An 18,208-nucleotide genomic window follows, 5' to 3' on the forward strand; every position below is an offset into this window, starting at 1 on the left:
GGGGACCGAGGCCCCCGCCGCCCTCCGTCGGATCACACGGCGAGCGGCTCCAGGTCCCGGTGGACCCGCCGCTCGTCACGGGCGTACCGGGTGAGGCTGTGCTCCTCGCCGAGCAGCCGGGTCAGTTCGACCACCGCCTCGTTCCGCACCCGGGCCGCCTCCTCCTTGCGGCCCATCGAGTCCAGGCTGACCGCCATGTTGGAGCTGCTCGCCAGGGTCTCGGGATGATGCGCCCCGAGCACCTCGCGCAGCCGCAGCACGGCCAGCCGTTCCAGCTCCAGGGCCCCCTCCGGGTCACCCAGGTCGGCCCGTGCGTTCGCCAGGTTGAGTGTGGCGAAGACCGTGTGCGGGTGGTTGCCGCCCAGGACGTCCCGCATCAGCCGGATCGTCTGCCGCAGCATCGCCTCCGCCGGCTCCGCCGCGCCCGAGCCCCAGTGGAAGACCGCCAGGTTGTTCACGGCCGCCAGCGTGTACGGGTGCCGCTCGCCCGGGACCTTCATGTACTCGTCGACCACCTCCTGCGCCAGGTCCCGCGCCCCGCCCGGGTCCCCGGTCGCGAACAGGTCCGAGGCCAGGTTCAGCTCGCAGGAGAGCAGGTCCGGGTTGACCGAGGTGTACTTGGCCCGGTAGCGGGCCCGGGTGGCCGTCGTCAGCCGCAGCGCGTCCTCCAGCTGCCCGGCCCGGCGCAGCGACACCGCCAGGTTCTTCGCGGCCGACAGGGTGCCCGGGAACGCCCTTCCCAGCGTCCGCTTGTAGATCTCGTACGTCCGGCTCAGCAGCTGCACCGAATCCTCGTACCGGCCCACCTCGCGCAGGTCGCGCGCGAGGTTCTGCGCGGACGACAGGGTGTACGGGTGCTCCGGGCCGAGCACCTCCGTGCGCAGGTCGTACACCTCCGTGTCGATCTCGCGGGCCCGGGTGTACTGGCCGACCAGCCGCAGGTTCAGCGCCAGGTTGTTCGCGGCGGCCAGGGTCCGCGGGTGCGCCTCGTGGAAGATCTGGCTGAAGCCCTCGTGCGCGTCGGTGGCCAGCTCCATCGCCTGCCCGTACTGGCCCAGCGCGCCGAGGGTGTTGGCCAGACCGCTCGTGGTCATGTACGTGTGCGGGTGCGAGGGACCGAGCACCGCGCGCTGCCGCTCCAGCGTGACCTCGTCCAGCTCCTTCGCCTCCACGAACCGGCCCTGCGAGCGCAGGATGTTCGACAGGTGGAAACGCAGGTACAGGTACTGCAGGTCGTCGTTGCCGAGCATCTCCTTCCAGGCCTCGCGCAGTTCCTCGCCGAGCTGGTAGGCGGCCTTGAAGTCGCCGCGCTTCCACAGGTAGCGGACCCGGTCGATCAGCAGCCTGCGCGTCTCCGGCTCCTTGCAGTAGCGGGCCTCGGACGGGGTGAGGTGCGACCAGATGGTGTTGAACCGCGGCCAGGTGTCCGGGTTGTCGATCGGCTCGTCGTCGTCGGGCCGGGCACCGGCCAGGATCCGGTGGACGGCGTGCCGGGCCTCCCGCTGGTCCTCCTCCGGCATCTGCGACCGGATCACCGCCTGCACCAGCCGGTGCACCTGGATGCTGTTGCTGACCTGGTCCACCTTGGCCAGCGCGAACCGGCCGATCTCCCGGATCACCCGGCCCAGCACCAGCTTCTCCTGGAGCGAGGCGTCGTACGGCTTGAGAGCGTCGATCATCTCCTTGCTGTAGAGCAGGTTCGCGGAGATCGGCTCCGGCGCCAGGAAGGCGCACAGCTGCAGCAGCCGGACCGCGGCCGGGGAACGGGACTGGAGCCGCTCTATGGAGATGTTCCACGTCGCGGCCACCGGCTCCGGATATCCGGGCGGCTGGTTCAGGCCCAGCACGCTCGCCGCCTGCTGGGCGAGCTGCTCGATGTACGCGGCCACCGGCGTCGCGGTCTCCGCGATCCAGGCGCCCGCCTGCTCGACGGCCAGCGGCAGGTCGCCCACCGCGATCGCCACCTGCTCGGCGTCCTCCTTGGTGAGCCCGGGGGCCCGGCGCTGGAGGTGCTCGATGGACTCCTCGCGCAGGAACACGTCCACCGGCAGTGCGTCGCCGTACTGCGACCAGGACTGGTTGCGGGAGGTCACCAGCACATGGCCCGGACCGCCCGGCGGGAAGAACCGCTTGAGGGTCTCGGGATCGTCGGCGTTGTCGAAGACCAGCAGCCAGCGGGAGGACGGCACCCCGCGCCGCAGCAGGTCGATCGCCTCCTGGGAGGCGGCCGCCATGTCCTCGCCGGTCTGCGCCCCCAGCCGTACCGCCAGCTCCGCGAGCGCGGCGACCACGTCGTCGGTCTGCTCCGAGGAGATCCACCACACCAGGTCGTAGTCGGCCATGAACCGGTGCACATACTCCAGCGCCACCTGGGTCTTGCCGACGCCGCCGAGGCCGAACAGCGTCTGCGGCTGCGGGAGCACCACGGCCATGCCGCCGCCGAGCTGGTCGCGCATCCGCTCCAGCACGATGCTGCGACCGGTGAACCCGGGATTGCGGGGCGGCGCGTTCCAGATCTTCGGAACGGTCCCCGGGAAGCGGGGGCCGGGCTGCGAGGCGCTCGCCACGCTGTCGGGCAGCGCCATGGGCCGCTCCACGGCACGCAGCAGGGCGGCGGTGGCGTGCACCTCGTCGAGACGGAACAGGTCCACCGGGTTGCGGTCGATGTACGGCGTGGACAGCCGTACGTCACCCACCCTCAGCGGCACCAGCTGGCGCCGGCCGCCGGTCGGGTCCTCGGCGGCCGCCCGCTCCCACACGTCCACGGCCCGCGCGGACTTCAGGTAGGCCGTGGAGAGCAGCACCACGGTCCGGGCGGCGGTGTCGATGCCGATGCCCGTGCCGCCGCCCAGGGTGTCCCCGCCGGACCCGGTGCCCGCGGCCGGCGCCGGCCGCTCGGCCGAGACGTCCTTCGGTACCACCCGGAAGCCCGCCCGGGTCAGCACCGACTCGATCCAGTCGGCCCACATCCGGTTCTCGGCCACGTACGACAGGAACAGGTCGGCCGGCAGCGCCGGACGCCGTCGGGTGAAGGCGTCCCTGATGCGCAGGCGGACCTCCTCGCCGATGGCGGGCATGGAGGTGATCTCGCCCTCGGTGACCACGGCGGTGAGCCGCTCGAAGGCCGAGAGGAGGGAGTTGGTCAGCCCCGCCTCGTCGCCGAAGGTGGCCAGCGTCTCCTCGTAGGCGTAGTACGGCCGGTAGGGGATCTCCACCGCGCCCCAGTAGGAGGTCAGCTCGTCACCGACCAGGCCGCCCGGGAACCGGTCGAACTTGATCCGGGCCAGCGCCCGGCCCGCGTCGGCCTTCTCCTTCTCGCCCTCGTCGATCCGCATCGGAACGGGATAGATCTTGATGCCCCGGTCGTTGAACCGCTCGTCGATCTGACGGGCGACGGACGCGGCGCCGTCGATGGACTGGTCGGACAGCGTGAAGCAGTCGACGAGGACGTCCGGCAGGTGCACGGTGCAGATGTCCGCGATGTCGGACAGACCCGTGCGGCTGTCGATCAGGACGTAGTCGTAGTTGCTCTTCATGTCCGCGCGTAAGGCGTCGAAGAACAGGCCGCCGCCGAGCCGGTCGTAGAAGTTGTCCCAGTCGAAGGTGGACACCGTCGCGGAGTACTCGCGGTTCTGCCGGCCCGCCGAGACGAAGTCCAGGGTGCCCCCGTCCGGGAACTCCCAGCCCAGCGTCTCCGGAGTGAGGGAGACGGCGTGCGGCTGGATCCGCGCGTAGTCCCTGTGCCAGTCGTCCGCGCGCGCCACCGGGCTGGTGGCCGCCCACGCGTACTCGCTGATCAGGTCGATGACCCCGGTGGTGGCCCCGAGCGTGGACGGGTCCAGGAAGGGGTGGAAGAACCGGTGCAGGCCCGGGGCCTCCAGGTCCCAGTCCACCGCCAGGACCCGCTTGCCGTTGGCCGCCAGGATCCAGGCGGTGTTGGCGAGCGCCATGGTGCGGCCCGTGCCGCCCTTGTACGAGTAGAAGGTGACGATCCGTCCGTCACGGCCCTCGCCGCTGTCACGACTCGCTGTCATCCGCGTCCCCCCGGTCGGTGTCGTTGCTGTCGTTGCCGTCGTTGTGGCCGCCGGACGTGTCGGGCGGGAAGGGCACCGGTGGCCGGGCCGGAGGCCCGCCCATCCCCATCGGCCCCAGCAGTCTCGGGCGTTCGGTGTGGGTGTTGCCGGCCGGCAGGTAGACCTGGGCGTGCCGGAGGAACTGCTGCGCCGCGGCCTCGACCACCTGCGGCAGGATCTGCCCCAGGGTCTCCATGTTGGCCACGCCGTTCGCGGCGGCCCGGCAGGCGGCCCGGCCCTGGCCCATCTTGACGGGCAGCGTCTCCTCCAGCCGCCGCGCCAGCTCGATCTCCTTCGCACGGCTCTGGTGGTCGTAGCGGTTCCACGGCACGACCACGTTGACCCAGGGACGGGACTCCTGGTCGAAGGCGGCGAGGCGCTGGCGGCGGTGCTCGTCCTCCACCACCCAGCGGTCGACGATCAGGATTTCCGGCCGGGTCGGGGGCTGCTTGCTGTCGTAGTGCCCGGCCTCGTCGTCGAAGGAGCCGATGCTGGTCTGGTAGTTGAGGTTCTTGACCAGGTCCTCGGCGACGTAGGCGATGGGCCGCTGCGCCACCGGGTGGTAAGGGTTCCAATCGAGCGCGTTGTCCCCGTAGTACTCGGGGCTGCGACCGTCCGGCAGGTCGTGCCGGGAGGCGGCGGCGACGGTCACGTGCAGGCTGCGGGCGGGAGTGGGGCCGCCCGCGGGGCCGAAGGCGCTCGGCACCCCCCGGTAGTCCAGCGGCCGGACCGGTTCGAGACGGACGGTCTCGGCGACCCGGACGATGCGCTTGGCGAGCTCGTACACGGCCCGCTCGTACTGCTCGGCGTAACCGCGCAGTTTGATCAGCCCGTACAGCCCGTCGGTGACGTAGCGCTCGCCGAAGGTGTTGTGGTTGAACTGCAACCGCTCGGCGGGACCCGGGAGTTGCGACAGGGGCACCGGCACCCATAACGCGGGCACGATGGCCTCGGCGGGCTGGTTGCTCAGGGCCCCCTGGTGGATCGCCCGCTGCGCGAAGGCGTACCACTCCTTGCCGCACATCTCACTGGCGAAGTACCGCGGCGAGAACAACGGGACGAAGACCCGGCAGGTGGCGAGCGCCGCCCCGAGCCGCTCCGACCAGCCCTCGCCGCTGCGTATCTCCCGGTCCATGAAACCGGCCTCGGCCCCCGCGGGCAGATCCGTCAACGCCATGACATGGCTGCAGAGATCACGGAACAGGCGCTCGACCCACATGTCGGGGTCGGGCCCCCCGGCCCCGAATCTCGGTGTATGCGCATAGCTGAGAAAAAAATACGGCTGCACTGATGCGGGCACACGCCCCCCGTCCCGAAGCTGCGAGCGAAGAAACATCATTCCGGAGCTGCTTCGCCACATCCCCTCATCGTTCAGTCAATCAGCATCTGTTTTCGGTCATCCACTCAAGGGCGTGATCGACGGCTTCCGGGACGGAGAAGAGCATGCTCGACGCACCTCCGACCCGCCCCCTGCGCACCCGCGAATCCGGGAACGCCCTGCCGATCTCCGCGAAATCACCGTCGTCCAGTGCGACGTCCTCGTATGCGGTCCACTCCCCTTCCTGGCGGGACCCCTGATGACCCTCCGGAAGGTTCACCTTCACCACACACTCGTACATGCGCAAGGGGGGCTTCGGAATTCGATACTCCGCGAGATGGAAAGCGGTGCAAACGGAAAACCCCACATTGATCATGAGTACCTGTCCGCCCTCCCAGCACAGCTTTCCCAGGGGTGTCTCCTCACCCAGGTGACTTTCCAGGCGGTGGCCCGCGCAGAGCCGCTCCGCGTCCGCGCCGAGCGCGGCGAAGGAGGTCTGCGGATGGGAGCTGCGCGCGGCGCCCGGCGCGGTCCGGACGGCCTCCGCGAGGGAGCCCATGCCCTGGCTGGGCGTGCTCGCCGGGTCGAAGGCGGGCATTCGGTCGACGAAGGCCCGCACCTCGGCCTCGTCCATACCGGCGATCCGCTCCAGATGGGCGCTGGACGTCCTGGAGTTCTGCGGCGTGAACGTCGGCACCACCAGGGTCCCGCGCGGGCCCAGGACGCCCCTCAGGGCCTCGCGCAGCTGTTCCGCGCGCAGTCCGGTCCCACGCAGCGAGGCGTGCACCAGGAGCCGCATCCCGGGCCGCACCCCCAGCAGCCGCAGCTGCACCGCGAGCTGCAGGGCACCCGTGGTCCGGCGGCTCCGGCCCGGGCCCGCCGGGGAGGGGGAGTGGGCGCTCACGCGTCGACCGCCTTCAGCTCGTAGCGCAGCTCCGCCACCAGATGCTTGCCGGTGACCGTCAGCTCGGCCGCTGCCGAGAGCCGGTCCAGCGCCTCGTGGATGCGGTCCGCGCCGTCCGGCTCGGGACCCGCCGTCGCCCGCCGGTACGCCTCCACCGCCACCCGCTCGTGCACGTCGGCCAGCAGCCGCGACACCGGCACCGGGCGCGACCGCCACGGCGACGGGTGCTGCCACTCCCCGTCCAGCGCGTACAGGTCGGTGACCTCGGTCAGGGCCCGCAGCCGGGTCCGCCGCCGTCCGGTCAGCAGCGCGAGCGCGGTCTCCCGTACGCCCGCCGCGTACGGCACTCCGAGCGCTCCCGGACCGTGCCGGCCCGCCTCGCCCCAGCCGCCGGCCCGCGGGCCGCCCGCGAGCGGGGTCAGGGTGGTCAGTCCGGCCGCCGCCGCCCGTGCGAATCCGGGCACCGCCTTGTGCAGCAGGGCCCAGGCCCGGTCGAGCCTGCCCCGCCACTCCTCGGTCTCGCCGGCGCCGAGCCGCAGCCTGGGCGGGCGGGGGAAGCAGTTGCGGTAGGGGTCGAGGTCCTCCAGTGCCACCGGCGCCGCGTCCGGGCCGGGCGACCAGGTGCGTACCGGCAGCCAGCGGGCGTCGCCGGCCGCCCGCCCGAAGCGGTGCTCGGAGCGGCCGTCCCGGGCGGCGTAGCCGTCGTCGGTGACGCGCAGCGAGGCCCGGCCCTCGGTGCCCGGCTCCCCGAGCCGCAGCAGCCCGAGCGTCGGCAGGTACACCTCGCCGTCCCGGTAGGCCACCTCGGCCGGCAGGTCCAGCCCCCCGCGCAGCACCGCCGCGGCGGCCAGCGCGGTGAGCCTGCGGGCCGCTTCCGGGCCGCCGGGGCGGCCGTCCCGCGCGGCGTCCAGGGCCGCCAGCACCCAGGTCCGGGTGAAGGGGTGGTCCAGTACGGCGTCCAGTGCGTCGGCGCCCGCCTCCCCGGCCCGCTCCACGGCGGCCACCAGCTCCCAGGCGTGCGCCCATGCGGGGTCCGCGGCCAGGTCCGCGTTCAGCCGGGCCAGCAGGATCCGGGTCAGCTCCTCCTGGGAGCGGGCCAGTTCGGCCGGGTCGGACAGCTGGGGAGCGGTCTCCCGGAGCGCGGTGCGGCCCTCGACCCCGTCCACGAGTTCACGCAGGTCGGTGCAGTACACGGAGGGGTTGTCGAAGCCGTTGCGGTCGCGGTAGCGGTGGGTGTAGAGCCCGCCCCCGCACGAACGAACGACGGGGCAGCGGCGGCACGGGTCGCTGACGCCCGCGAGGCCCAGTTGCCGGGCGCGGACCCCGGGGTGGGCCGCGACCTGGTCGAACGAGTGGTCGAAGACGTTGAACCCGGTGGCCGCGGCCCCCTCGAAGGCGCTCTTGAGGGAGTCCACCTGCTCCAGGGTGCCGTCGGTCTCGACGACGACGAGGTCGGTGGGCGCGAGGCCGAGCGACTCGGTGAGGCTGGGCCCGCCGCGCAGGGTGGACAGCAGGGACTCGAAGAGCCGTACGGGTACCGGGCGGCCCAGCCGTTCCCAGTGGTCGAAGATCCGCAGGAGCCAGCGGGCGTAGGCGTCCGGCTCCCCGTCCGGGCGGGCGGGGGGCGTTTCCCAGGTGGCGTGCGGAAGGAGGAAGTCCACCCGCGGGGGTTCGAGTTCGACGAGCGCGTCGAGCACGGCGACGGGGTCGTTGGCCACGTCCACGGTGCAGAGCAGGCCCTGGTAGAGGTGGCGGTAGGGCGCGGAACGCAGCCGTGCGACGGCGGCGAGGACCAGCGGATGGCTCGTACGGCCGTCGGCGAAGCGGCGGTGGCGGTCGTTGGCGGCACGGTCCCCGTCGAGGGAGATGCCGACCCGGACGTCGAACTCGGCGAAGAGGTCGAGACAACGGGTGCCGAGCTGGAGCCCGTTGGTGTGGATCCGCAGGTCGAGTGCGGCGATCCCGGAGAGCGCCCGGCTGAACTCCTCGCAGACGAGTCGGAGCCGGGCCGTGCCCGCCAACAGGGGTTCCCCTCCGTGGAGAATCACCGTGACGGAGGGGAGTGCATGGTCACGGGCATGTTCGGCGAGCCTGGACGCGGTACGTGAAATAACCTCGGGGGAGATCACTTTCGGCCGGGCTCGCCAGCTCTGATCTGCGTGTTCGTAGACATAGCAGTGATCACAAGCAAGATCGCATCTGCTGTGAACTTTCAGGACGATCTCGCGAAATGCGATCAGGCCGGTCATTCCGCCAGTCTAGAGCTCTTGCTCCGCCTCAGAGTGCGGAGTTGAAGATCGGTGCCTGAACCGGACGGCCGGATGCGGCCGGGAGCACGCGACCGAGCGTCGCGGCCGCGGACGCGGTCTCGACGTCGATCTTGGCGAGCGGGACCCGGCGGGTCTTGGCCGTGCCGGTCGGGGGGGTTGCGGAAGTGTTCACGACACCGTCCTCGGGGAAGTCAGTGGAATGGGCATGTGAATGACAACAGCGACGCGCTGCCGTCAAGCGTGGACTTTACTCGGCCGCACCCCATTGGCAACCGAGACATGACGCCTGGTCAACCGTTCTATAGCGAGTGCGGCGTATTTCCCGAGGTGGCTTGTTCGGCCGTTCGCCGGACGGCAAGATCCTTTTCTCCCGACGGCCGACCCGGCAGGGGTTCGCGCCGGGCCGGAGCGGACCGCGAGCGCTTGTGGACGGGGAGCCCGACGCCGACTGCCGCCATGCCGATGCCGTCGACCCGAGGATCGCGGGAGCGGCCCTTCCGCGCTCGCGCGGTCCGGCTCCGTCGAGCGACGCACCGCTGTCCGTAGCCGGCCATTCCCCAACCAAGACATGACGGTCGGTCAGGTGATCGATCGAAGTCAGGCCGGAGCGTGCCGTGAAGAGCCGTACAAGGGCGAACAGCCCTCAGGCGGGCTGCTGTTCGGTCACCTCCGGAGCGGGCAGGTCGCGCAGCAGCCAGTTCAGTACGTCGGGCAGTGCGCGCAGGGCCGCGAAGTGGGCGGCGGCCGGCTCGATCGTGGCGGTGGCCCCGGGGATCCGGCGGGCCAGCCAGCGGGAGTGGCCCACTGGGGAGAACACGTCGAGCTCCCCGTGCCAGATCAGCACCGGGCAGCGGATGTCGGCCGGGTCGAAGCCCCAGGGCCGGCTGAAGGCGAGGACGTCGTCGATCCAGCCGTATGCCGAATGGCGCAGCCCCTCGCGGTAGTTCCGCAGCAGCATCGACCGCAGCCCGGCGTCCGAGACGATCATGCGGTCGTTGTCGGTCAGCTCCCGGCGCAGCTCGTCCAGCAGCCGCCCCGGATCCTTGCGGATGCCGTCGGCGCGCGGGATCAGCCGGGCGGCCAGTTCCTCGGGGTCGGTGAAGGCGGTGGTGTACTCCTTGACGTTCGACGCAGTCATCCCGGCAAACCAGTCCAGGTCCTCCGCGTCCCGGGGTGCCAGCCCGACCATCGCCGCGGTACGGGTGACCCGCTCCGGCAGCAGCGCGGCGCAGGCGAGGGCGCCGGCGGCGCCCCCGGAGCGGCCCGCCACCGCGAACCTGTCCAGACCGAGGGAGTCGGCCACGGCGGCCACGTCATGGGCCACGTCGGCGACGGTGCGGCCCGGGTGACGGTCGGAGCCGCCGTAGCCGGGTCTGTCGTAGGCGATGAGCTGCATCCGGCGCTGGTAGAGGACCATGCCCCGGGGGGCCGGGCCCAGGCGGCTTCCGGGCATGCCGTGGAGCAGGAAGACGGGCTTGCCCTCCGGATCGCCCCGGCGCTCCACGGTCAGAGCGCGCCCGTCCGCCGTGCGCACCTGATGGCGCACGCGCTCCCTCCCTCACGATCGGTGTGAGTCGTCAGGGCGATTGTGCTCGCTGGGGGAGGAGTGCGGTAGGGCGCACTCAGGGGGCGATTCCGGTGCCGGTCCCGCACGGGGGCGTGCCGATGCCGAAGAGCGGGATCCGCTCAGAGGTGTTCGGGGGTGGCCACTGCCGCTTCGCCGGGCGCGGCGGTACGGGTCGGCTCCCGCCGGGGGTGGCCACTCCTGCGCCGGACTCGGCGGTACGGGTGGGCTCCCGCCGGGGGTGGCCACTGTCCCTGTGGAGGGCTCGGCGGGTCGGTGGTGTGGGTCGGTGCGGGGCGGTTCCCGCCGGGGGTGGCCACTGCCCCTGCGGCGGGCTCGTCGGTACGGCCTGTGCCTGTGCCTGTGCCTGTGCCTGTGGCGGACTCGGTGGTGTGGGTGGGGTTTGGGCTGGTCGGTGGTGTGGGGGTGTGGGTCGGTGCCCCGCCGGAGTGTCTCCTCGGCTCGGCGCGGACTCCTTGTCCCGGCCAGGCGGCCCTGGTCGCGCCTCGTCCTGCGGGGACACTCCGCCGTGTCCCCGCCCCACGCCACGGCTCCGCTCGGGCGGCGCCACGGTTTTCCGGAGCCTGCTCGTACGGCTGGAGGGAGGCCCGGCAGGGGTGTCCCCGCCTCACGCCGCGGCTCCGCTCGGGCGGCGCCACGGTTTCCCGGAGCCTGCCCGTGCCGCTGGAGGGGGGACGGGCAGGGGTGTCCCCGCAGGACGAGGCGCGACCACCGGGTACAGCCGGGACAAGGAGCACGCGCCGAGCCGAGGAGACACCCCTGCCCGGCCCCCCGACCCACCCGCACCGCGCCCGTAACCCGGGACCCGCGACACGCTCCGGATCGGGCAAGGCCGGCCCGGATTCCGCCGAGCAACCCCGCAGGGGCCCGGCCCCCCGACCCCGCTCCACCGTGCCCGTATCCCGGGGCCCGCGGCGTGCTCCGGATCCGGCAAGGCCAGCCCGGATTCCGCCGAGCGACCCCGCAGGGGCCCGGCCCCCCGACCCCGCTCCACCGTGCCCGTATCCCGGGGCCCGCGGCGTGCTCCCGACCCCGCGAAGCAGCCCCGTATCCGCCGAGCACCCCCGCAGGGGCCCGGCGGCACGCTCCCGACCCCGCGAAGCCAGCCCCGGACCCGCCGAGCAACCCCGCAGGGGCCCCGCAGGGGTCAGGTCGGGCGGCCTCGGCGGAGGGTGGCGCAGGCCAGGGTGATGGCCGCGCCGACCACCGCCCAGGCGCTGAGCACCAGCATCGGCCCGCCGGCCCCGTTCCCGTCGAAGTAGCTGATGGAGCGCGCGGCGTACGTACCGGCGCCCGGCGGCAGGGCCGGACCGATGGTGCTCCAGAACGGCGGCAGCAGCGGGTACGGATAGGCGCCGCCCGCGCTCGGGTTGCCGAGCACCACGATCACCAGGATCGCCAGGCCGATGCCGATCACGCCCGCCAGCCCCTGGAAGGCGAGGGTGATCGCGCCGACCGCGAAGACGACCAGGGTGCCCAGCCCCCAGAGGCCCCAGATGCTGCCGGGCAACGCGTCCAGGACCGGGCCGGCGATGACCGCGCCGAGCAGTCCGGCGGCGAGCGCGTACACGAGCAGCGCGCCGAGCCGGATGACGGCGCGGTGCCCGTTGGCGGGTCGCGCGCCGGCGCTGATCGCGAGGATCGCGGCGCACAGGTAGCCGCCCACGCACCAGCCGATGACGAGGTAGAAGGAGCTCAGGCCGCGGCTGTCGCCCTTGGCGGCCGGGGCCACGTCGGTGACCCGCACGGTCCGTCCCTGGGCCCGTTCGGCCGCGCCGACGACCTCCTCCAGGGCCTGGGACAGTGAGGCTCCGGCGCCCGAGGCGACCAGCAGCCGGTCGGTCCGGCCGGCCGGGTCGATGATCAGCGCGCCGTCCACGTCCCGGTTCTCGACCTGGGCGCGCGCCGCGGCCTCGCCCTCGACCACACGGGGGTCGAGCGGGTCTCCCGGCAGGGCGCCCAGCTGTTGCGCGGACCGCTCGGCCACCGGCGCGGCGGGCGCGGTCACGGCGAGGGGGATCCCGCTGGGCTTCGGATGGTGGAAGGCCCCGATGTACGAGGTGATGAAGGCGAGCTGGAGCGCCAGCACCCCCAGGACGAGCAGCGCCGCCCGGGTGGTCACGGCGTCCTTGATCTCGGCGAGGAAGCCTTGGGACGGGGTCATGTCTCACACGCTCGGCGTGCGCGGGGCGGGCCGCAGCAGGGGCGGGCCGAACGGATGACCTCGCCGCGCACCTGATCGAACATGTGTTTCGCACGGATATTCGAATTGCTCTATGGTGGAGAGCGGGGGTGGTGTTCTACGAGCGAAGCAGGAGGCCGCGGGTGCCTGGTTTTACGCATCTGCACACCGTTTCGGGGTTCTCCGTGCGCTACGGAGGTTCCCACCCGGAACGGCTGGCGGAGCGTGCCGCCGAGCGGGGCATGGACGCCCTCGCCCTGACCGACCGCGACACCCTGGCGGGCGCGGTCCGGTTCGCGAAGGCGTCGGCCGAGGCGGGCATCCGGCCGCTGTTCGGCGTGGACATGGCGGTGCCGCCCGCCGGTGCCCCCGCGGCGGGCTCGGCCGGGCCGGGGGGCTCGACCGCGTCCTCCGCGGGCGGCGGTCCGGGCGAGGCCTCGTACCGGCGGCGCACCCCCGTCAAGGGCGGGGCCTTCCTGGACGAGTCCGCCGCCCGGGCCGTCTTCCTGGCCCGGGACGGGGCCGCCGGCTGGGCAGAGCTGTGCCGGATGGTCACCGCCGCCCACGCGACGGCCGCCGAGGTGCCGATCGTCCCCTGGGACGCCCTGCGCGGGGAGGGCGTCTTCGTGCTCCTCGGACCCGGCTCCGAGGTGGGGCGGGCGCTCGCGGCGGGTCGTCCCGACCGTGCCGCCCGGCTGCTCGCGCCCTGGCGCGAGGTCTACGGGGACTCCCTGCGCCTGGAGGCCGTCCACCACGGCCGTACCGGTACCGGCCCCGGCTCGCTGCGGCTGGCCGCCCGTACCGTCGGCTTCGCCGCCGAGCAGGGCGTCCCGGCCGTGCTCACCAACGCCGTGCGCTACGCCGACCCCGGCCAGGGCCCGGTCGCCGACATCCTCGACGCGGCCCGCCGCCTGGTGCCCGTCGACCCCCGCGGCCCCCTCGACACCGGTGAGCGCTGGCTCAAGGCCCCCGCCGCCATGGCCGAGGCCGCCGACCTGATCGCCCGGGCGGCCGGCCTCGGCCCCGCCGACGCCCGACGCCTGCTCGCGCAGACCCGGCACACCGCCGAGGCCTGCTGCGTGGACCCCGAGGACGACCTCGGCATCGGCTCCGTGCACTTCCCCGAGGCCCGCCTCGTCGGCGCCGCCCACCGCAGCGCCCAGCGGGTCCTCACCTCCCGGGTCTCCGCCGGCATGGTGCTGCGCGGCTACGCGGGCGACCCCGCCTACTGGGAGCGGATGCACCACGAGCTCGACATCATCGCCCACCACGGCTTCGCCTCGTACTTCCTGACGGTCGCCCAGGTGGTGGACGACGTACGGGAGATGGGCATCCGGGTGGCGGCCCGCGGCTCCGGCGCCGGCTCCCTCGTCAACCACCTGCTCGGGATCGCGCACGCCGACCCGGTCGAGCACGGCCTGCTGATGGAGCGCTTCCTGTCCAAGCGCCGGCGCGTCCTGCCCGACATCGACATCGACGTGGAGTCCGCCCGGCGGCTGGAGGTCTACCGGCGGATCATCGACCGGTTCGGCGCCGAGCGCGTCGCCACCGTCTCCATGCCCGAGACCTACCGGGTCCGGCACGCCGTCCGCGACGTCGGCGCCGCCCTGTCCATGGACCCGGCCGTCGTCGACCGGCTCGCCAAGGCCTTCCCGCACATCCGGGCCCGCGACGCCCGCGCCGCGCTGCAGGAGCTGCCGGAACTGCGCGACGTACGCGGGGAGTCGTACGGGCGGCTGTGGGAGCTCGTCGAATCGCTGGACGCGCTGCCGCGCGGGATCGCCATGCACCCGTGCGGGGTACTGCTGTCCGACGCCTCGCTGCTCGCCCGTACGCCGGTGGTGCCCACCAGCGGTGAGGGCTTCCCCATGTCCCAGTTCGACAAGGACGACGTGGAGGACCTCGGGCTGCTCAAGCTGGACGTGCTGGGCGTGCGGATGCAGTCCGCGATGGCCCACGCGGTCGCGGAGATCCGGCGCGGCACGGGGGAGGAGCTCGATCTGGACGACCCGGCGCACGTGCCGCCGGGCGACCGGGCCACGTACGAGCTGATCCGTTCGGCAGAGACGCTGGGCTGCTTCCAGATCGAATCGCCGGGCCAGCGGGACCTGGTGGGACGGCTCCAGCCGGCGACCTTCCACGACCTGGTCGTCGACATCTCCCTCTTCCGTCCGGGGCCGGTGGCCGCCGACATGGTGCGGCCCTTCATCGAGGCCCGGCACGGGCGGGCGCCGGTGCGCTTCCCGCACCCGGACCTCGCCGACGCGCTGCGCGAGACGTACGGGGTGGTGGTCTTCCACGAGCAGATCATCCAGATCGTGGACGTCATGACCGGCTGCGGGCGGGACGAGGCGGACCGCGTGCGGCGCGGGCTGTCCGACCCGCCGTCGCAGACACGGATCAAGGTCTGGTTCGCGGCGAAGGCCGCCGAGCGCGGCTATCCGGTGGAGGTGATCGCCCGTACCTGGGAGATCGTGGAGGCCTTCGGGAGCTACGGCTTCTGCAAGGCGCACGCGGTGGCCTTCGCCGTGCCCACCTACCAGTCGGCGTGGCTGAAGGCGCACCACCCGGCGGCCTTCTACGCCGGGCTGCTGACCCACGACCCGGGGATGTACCCGAAGCGGCTGCTGCTGGCGGACGCCCGGCGACGGGGCGTGCCGGTGCTGCCGCTGGACGTGAACCGGTCGGCGGTCGCCCACCGCATCGAACTGGTGTCCGATGCCGGTGGTGTGTGGGGACTGCGGCTGGGGCTCGCCGACGTCCACGGCATCAGCGGGGCCGAGGCGGCCCGGATCGAGTCCGGGCAGCCGTACGCCTCCCTGCGCGACTTCTGGGACCGGGCCCGTCCGGGGCACCCGGTCGCCGAACGGCTCGCCCAGGTGGGTGCCTTGGACTCCTTCGGCGCCAACCGGCGCGACCTGCTCCTGCACGTGACGGAACTGCACGGCGCGCAGCGGGCGGCCGGCGTACGCGGCCCCCAACTCCCCCTGGAGGGAGGCCGGTCCACGGCGTCCGTCGGACTGCCCGACCTGTCCGACGCGGAACGGCTCAGCGCCGAGCTGGGCGTCCTCGGCATGGACGCCTCGCGCCACCTGATGGGCGACCACCACGCCTTCCTGGCCGAGCTGGGGGTGATTCCGGCGCGCCGGCTGCGGGAGGCCGAGCACGGACGGACCGTGCTGGTCGCGGGAGCCAAGGCGGCCACCCAGACCCCGCCGATCCGGTCCGGGAAGCGGGTCGTCTTCACGACGCTGGACGACGGCACGGGCCTGGTCGACCTGGCCTTCTTCGACGACAGCCACGAGCGGTGCGCGCACACCGTCTTCCATTCCTTCCTGCTGCTGGTACGAGGTGTCGTGCAGCGCAGGGGCCCGCAGAGCCTGAGCGTGGTCGGGGCGGCGGCGTGGAACCTGGCGGAGCTGGTGGAACTGCGCGCGACGGGCGGCCTGGACGCGGTCGCGGCCCGCCTCGCCGAGCCGCCCGGCAACGGCACCGACACCGGCAACGGCACCGGCGAACCGGCCGCCGCGGGTGCGGGACCGGCCGACGGGGAGCCGCCGGCGAAGGGGCCCGGGCGCACGATCCGCATGTCCACGGGGTACGAGATGAACCCCTGGGCCGACCTCCGGCCACCGGGCACCGGCCCCGCGACCGGCCGCAAGCTGTGGCACTCCAGCCCGGGGAGCGCGGGATGAGCGCCACCGGAAACGCCGTGATGTGCCTGCGGCTGCACTCCGCCGGCGGAGGACCGCTCGGGGCCCGGGAGTACGCCGGGGCGCTCGCGCTGCTCGGCGGGATCACCCCCTCCGTGCAGGCGCTGCCGCCGGACGCCGCCCTCGCCGATGTCCGCGGCGCACTGCGGTACTTCGGCTGCGACGCCCGCCGGCTGGCCGCCGTGTTCCGGGTCCGGGCCCTCGCCCTGTACGGCGTGGACGCCGCCGTCGGCGTGGCCGGCAATCCGATGCTGGCCCGGGCGGCGGCCCGCGAGGCCCGCCCCGGGGGAACCGTGGTGCTCCCCGAAGACCCCGCCGCCGTACGGGCCTTCCTGGCGGGCAAGCCCGTCACCGCGCTCGACGGGGTCGGCCCCGGGACGGCCCGCACCTTGTGCTCCTACGGCCTCGATTCCGTCGGCCGGGTCGCCGCCGCGCCGCCCGCCGCCCTGCGGCGGATCCTCGGCGCCCGGCTCGGCCGCGAGGTGCACGAGCGCGCCCTCGGCATCGACCGGACCCCCGTCCGGGCGGGCGCGCCCGCCCGCGCCCTCGCCGCCGAGCGGCTCTTCGACCGGGACGAGCTGGATTCCGCACGGCACCGGCGGGCCCTGCTCTCGCTGACGGAGGAGCTCGGCGCGAGGCTTCGTACACAAGAGGACGGGCAGGTGTGCCGCGTCCTGTCGCTCACCGTGCGCTGCGCCGACCGCACCACGCTCACCCGGACCCGCACCCTGGCCGAACCCACCGCGCACTCGGCGGCCCTGACCGCCACGGCCTACGCCCTGTACGAGGGCCTCGGCCTGCAACGGGCCCGGGTTCGCGCGCTGTCCCTGCGGGCCGAGGAGCTGATCCCGGCCGAACGGGCCGTGCGGCAGCTGAGTTTCGACCCCGAGGACGAGAAGGCCCGCCGCCTGGAGGCCGTCACCGACCGGGTCCGTAGGCGCTTCGGCCCGCACGCCATCGCCCGTGGCACGCTGGCCGCCTGACGGACGGTCGCATTGCCGGGCGCACGACGCGTCGGGCGACACGCGAGTTTTTACCGACGCGTAACTTCCCAGTTTTGCTACTCACCCGTAATTTAGCGGCAGCAGCGCCCTCTTGTGATCCGGATCACGGGACGAATCCCCCCGCTCATCCCCTTGAGCCGAACGCAAGGAGATCACACGATGCTGCCCTGGAGACGCCTGCTCCGCCCGCTGGCCGTCCTCGCCCTCACCGCAGCCGCACTCGTCGCCCCCACCGGCACGGCGCAGGCCGCGTCCGCCCCCAGCAGTGGCTGGAACAACTGGTCCTGCAAGCCGTCCGCCGCCCACCCCCGCCCCGTCGTCCTCGTCCACGGAACCTTCGGTAACTCCTGGGACAACTGGCTCGGCCTCGCCCCGTACCTGGTGCACCGCGGGTACTGCGTCTACTCGCTCGACTACGGCCAGCTGCCCGGCGTGCCCTTCTTCAATGGGCTCGGCCCCATCGACAAGTCCGCCGAACAGCTCGACGTCTTCGTCGACCGGGTGCTCGCCGCCACCGGCGCCTCCAAGACCGACATCATCGGACACTCCCAGGGCGGCATGATGCCGCGCTACTACCTGAAGTTCCTCGGCGGCGCGGAGAAGGTCAACGCGCTGGTCGGGCTCGCCCCCGACAACCACGGCACCACCCTGCTCGGCTTCACCAAGCTCCTCCCGTACTTCCCCGGGGCCGAGGACCTGATCAGCAGCGCGACCCCCGGCCTCGCCGACCAGATCGCCGGCTCCGCCTTCCTGCAGAAGCTCAACGAGGGAGGGGACACCGTGCCCGGGGTGAAGTACACGGTCATCGCCACCAAGTACGACCAGGTGGTGACGCCGTACCGGAGCGGCTTCCTGGAGGGGCCGAACGTACGCAACGTCGTGCTCCAGGACCTGTGCTTCCTGGACTTCTCGGAGCACGTGGCCATCGGGCTCACCGACCGGATCGCCTGGCACGAGGCGCTCAACGCCCTCGACCCGGCCAACGCCGAACGGACCACCTGCGCCTCGGTCTTCGACTGACACCGGACGCGGGCGGTCCGCCCGGACAGACCCGCTCGACAGGCCTAGGGCGTGTTTCGAAAGTAGCGCCGTCCGCCCGGAGGGCGGGCCCCGCGGCGTCTGGTGCGTGCGATCGCAAGGCGGAGGGTCGTCCTCGTAC

General features: G+C 73.1%; 10 protein-coding genes. 3 read left to right on the plus strand and 7 right to left on the minus strand.

From position 1 onward, the window contains the following. Positions 1-32 precede the first annotated feature (32 nt). The 7 genes from fxsT to ACIPXC_RS27235 all read right to left on the minus strand — a co-directional run bounded on the left by fxsT (position 33) and on the right by ACIPXC_RS27235 (position 12,314). On the minus strand, positions 33-4,034 hold the full coding sequence (fxsT, locus tag ACIPXC_RS27205) for an FxSxx-COOH system tetratricopeptide repeat protein (RefSeq protein WP_401623419.1): 4,002 nt from the start codon (positions 4,032-4,034) through the stop codon (positions 33-35). Next, a complete protein-coding gene (locus tag ACIPXC_RS27210) occupies positions 4,018-5,409 on the minus strand; it encodes a TIR-like protein FxsC (protein WP_401623449.1) in 1,392 nt (463 codons plus the stop codon). The genes fxsT and ACIPXC_RS27210 overlap by 17 nt, the downstream gene beginning before the upstream one ends. A 43-nt stretch (positions 5,410-5,452) precedes the next feature. After that, positions 5,453-6,190, minus strand: a complete 738-nt coding sequence (locus ACIPXC_RS27215; protein WP_401623451.1) for an aminoglycoside N(3)-acetyltransferase — start codon at positions 6,188-6,190, stop codon at positions 5,453-5,455. Between the two features lie 101 nt (positions 6,191-6,291). Then, a complete protein-coding gene (fxsBH, locus tag ACIPXC_RS27220; RefSeq protein WP_401623422.1) occupies positions 6,292-8,544 on the minus strand; it encodes a radical SAM/SPASM protein FxsBH, inactivated beta-hydroxylase extension form in 2,253 nt (750 codons plus the stop codon). Positions 8,545-8,572: 28 nt separating this feature from the next. Next, positions 8,573-8,737, minus strand: coding sequence for an FxSxx-COOH cyclophane-containing RiPP peptide (fxsA, locus tag ACIPXC_RS27225; protein WP_401623425.1), 165 nt, complete (start codon positions 8,735-8,737; stop codon positions 8,573-8,575). A 471-nt stretch (positions 8,738-9,208) separates the two neighbouring features. Then, complete coding sequence (locus ACIPXC_RS27230; RefSeq protein WP_401623428.1) at positions 9,209-10,111, minus strand: alpha/beta fold hydrolase; 903 nt, start codon at positions 10,109-10,111, stop codon at positions 9,209-9,211. Between the two features lie 1,186 nt (positions 10,112-11,297). After that, on the minus strand, positions 11,298-12,314 hold the full coding sequence (locus ACIPXC_RS27235; RefSeq protein ID WP_401623431.1) for a DUF3533 domain-containing protein: 1,017 nt from the start codon (positions 12,312-12,314) through the stop codon (positions 11,298-11,300). 161 nt (positions 12,315-12,475) lie between these two features. Between ACIPXC_RS27235 and ACIPXC_RS27240 the strand changes: the two genes are divergently transcribed. The 3 genes from ACIPXC_RS27240 to ACIPXC_RS27250 all read left to right on the plus strand — a co-directional run bounded on the left by ACIPXC_RS27240 (position 12,476) and on the right by ACIPXC_RS27250 (position 18,069). Beyond that, entirely contained in the window at positions 12,476-16,027 is a 3,552-nt protein-coding gene (locus ACIPXC_RS27240) for a DNA polymerase III subunit alpha (RefSeq protein WP_401623434.1), read from the plus strand. Next, complete coding sequence (locus ACIPXC_RS27245; RefSeq protein ID WP_401623436.1) at positions 16,024-17,028, plus strand: hypothetical protein; 1,005 nt, start codon at positions 16,024-16,026, stop codon at positions 17,026-17,028. Before ACIPXC_RS27240 ends, ACIPXC_RS27245 begins: the two co-directional genes overlap by 4 nt. A gap of 180 nt (positions 17,029-17,208) precedes the next feature. After that, positions 17,209-18,069 (plus strand): esterase/lipase family protein, encoded by an 861-nt coding sequence (locus ACIPXC_RS27250; RefSeq protein ID WP_401623437.1) that lies wholly within the window; start codon positions 17,209-17,211, stop codon positions 18,067-18,069. Positions 18,070-18,208: the final 139 nt, after the last annotated feature.

The sequence above is a fragment of the Streptomyces sp. NPDC090021 genome, from assembly GCF_044748225.1.
In the GTDB taxonomy this organism is placed as follows: domain Bacteria; phylum Actinomycetota; class Actinomycetes; order Streptomycetales; family Streptomycetaceae; genus Streptomyces.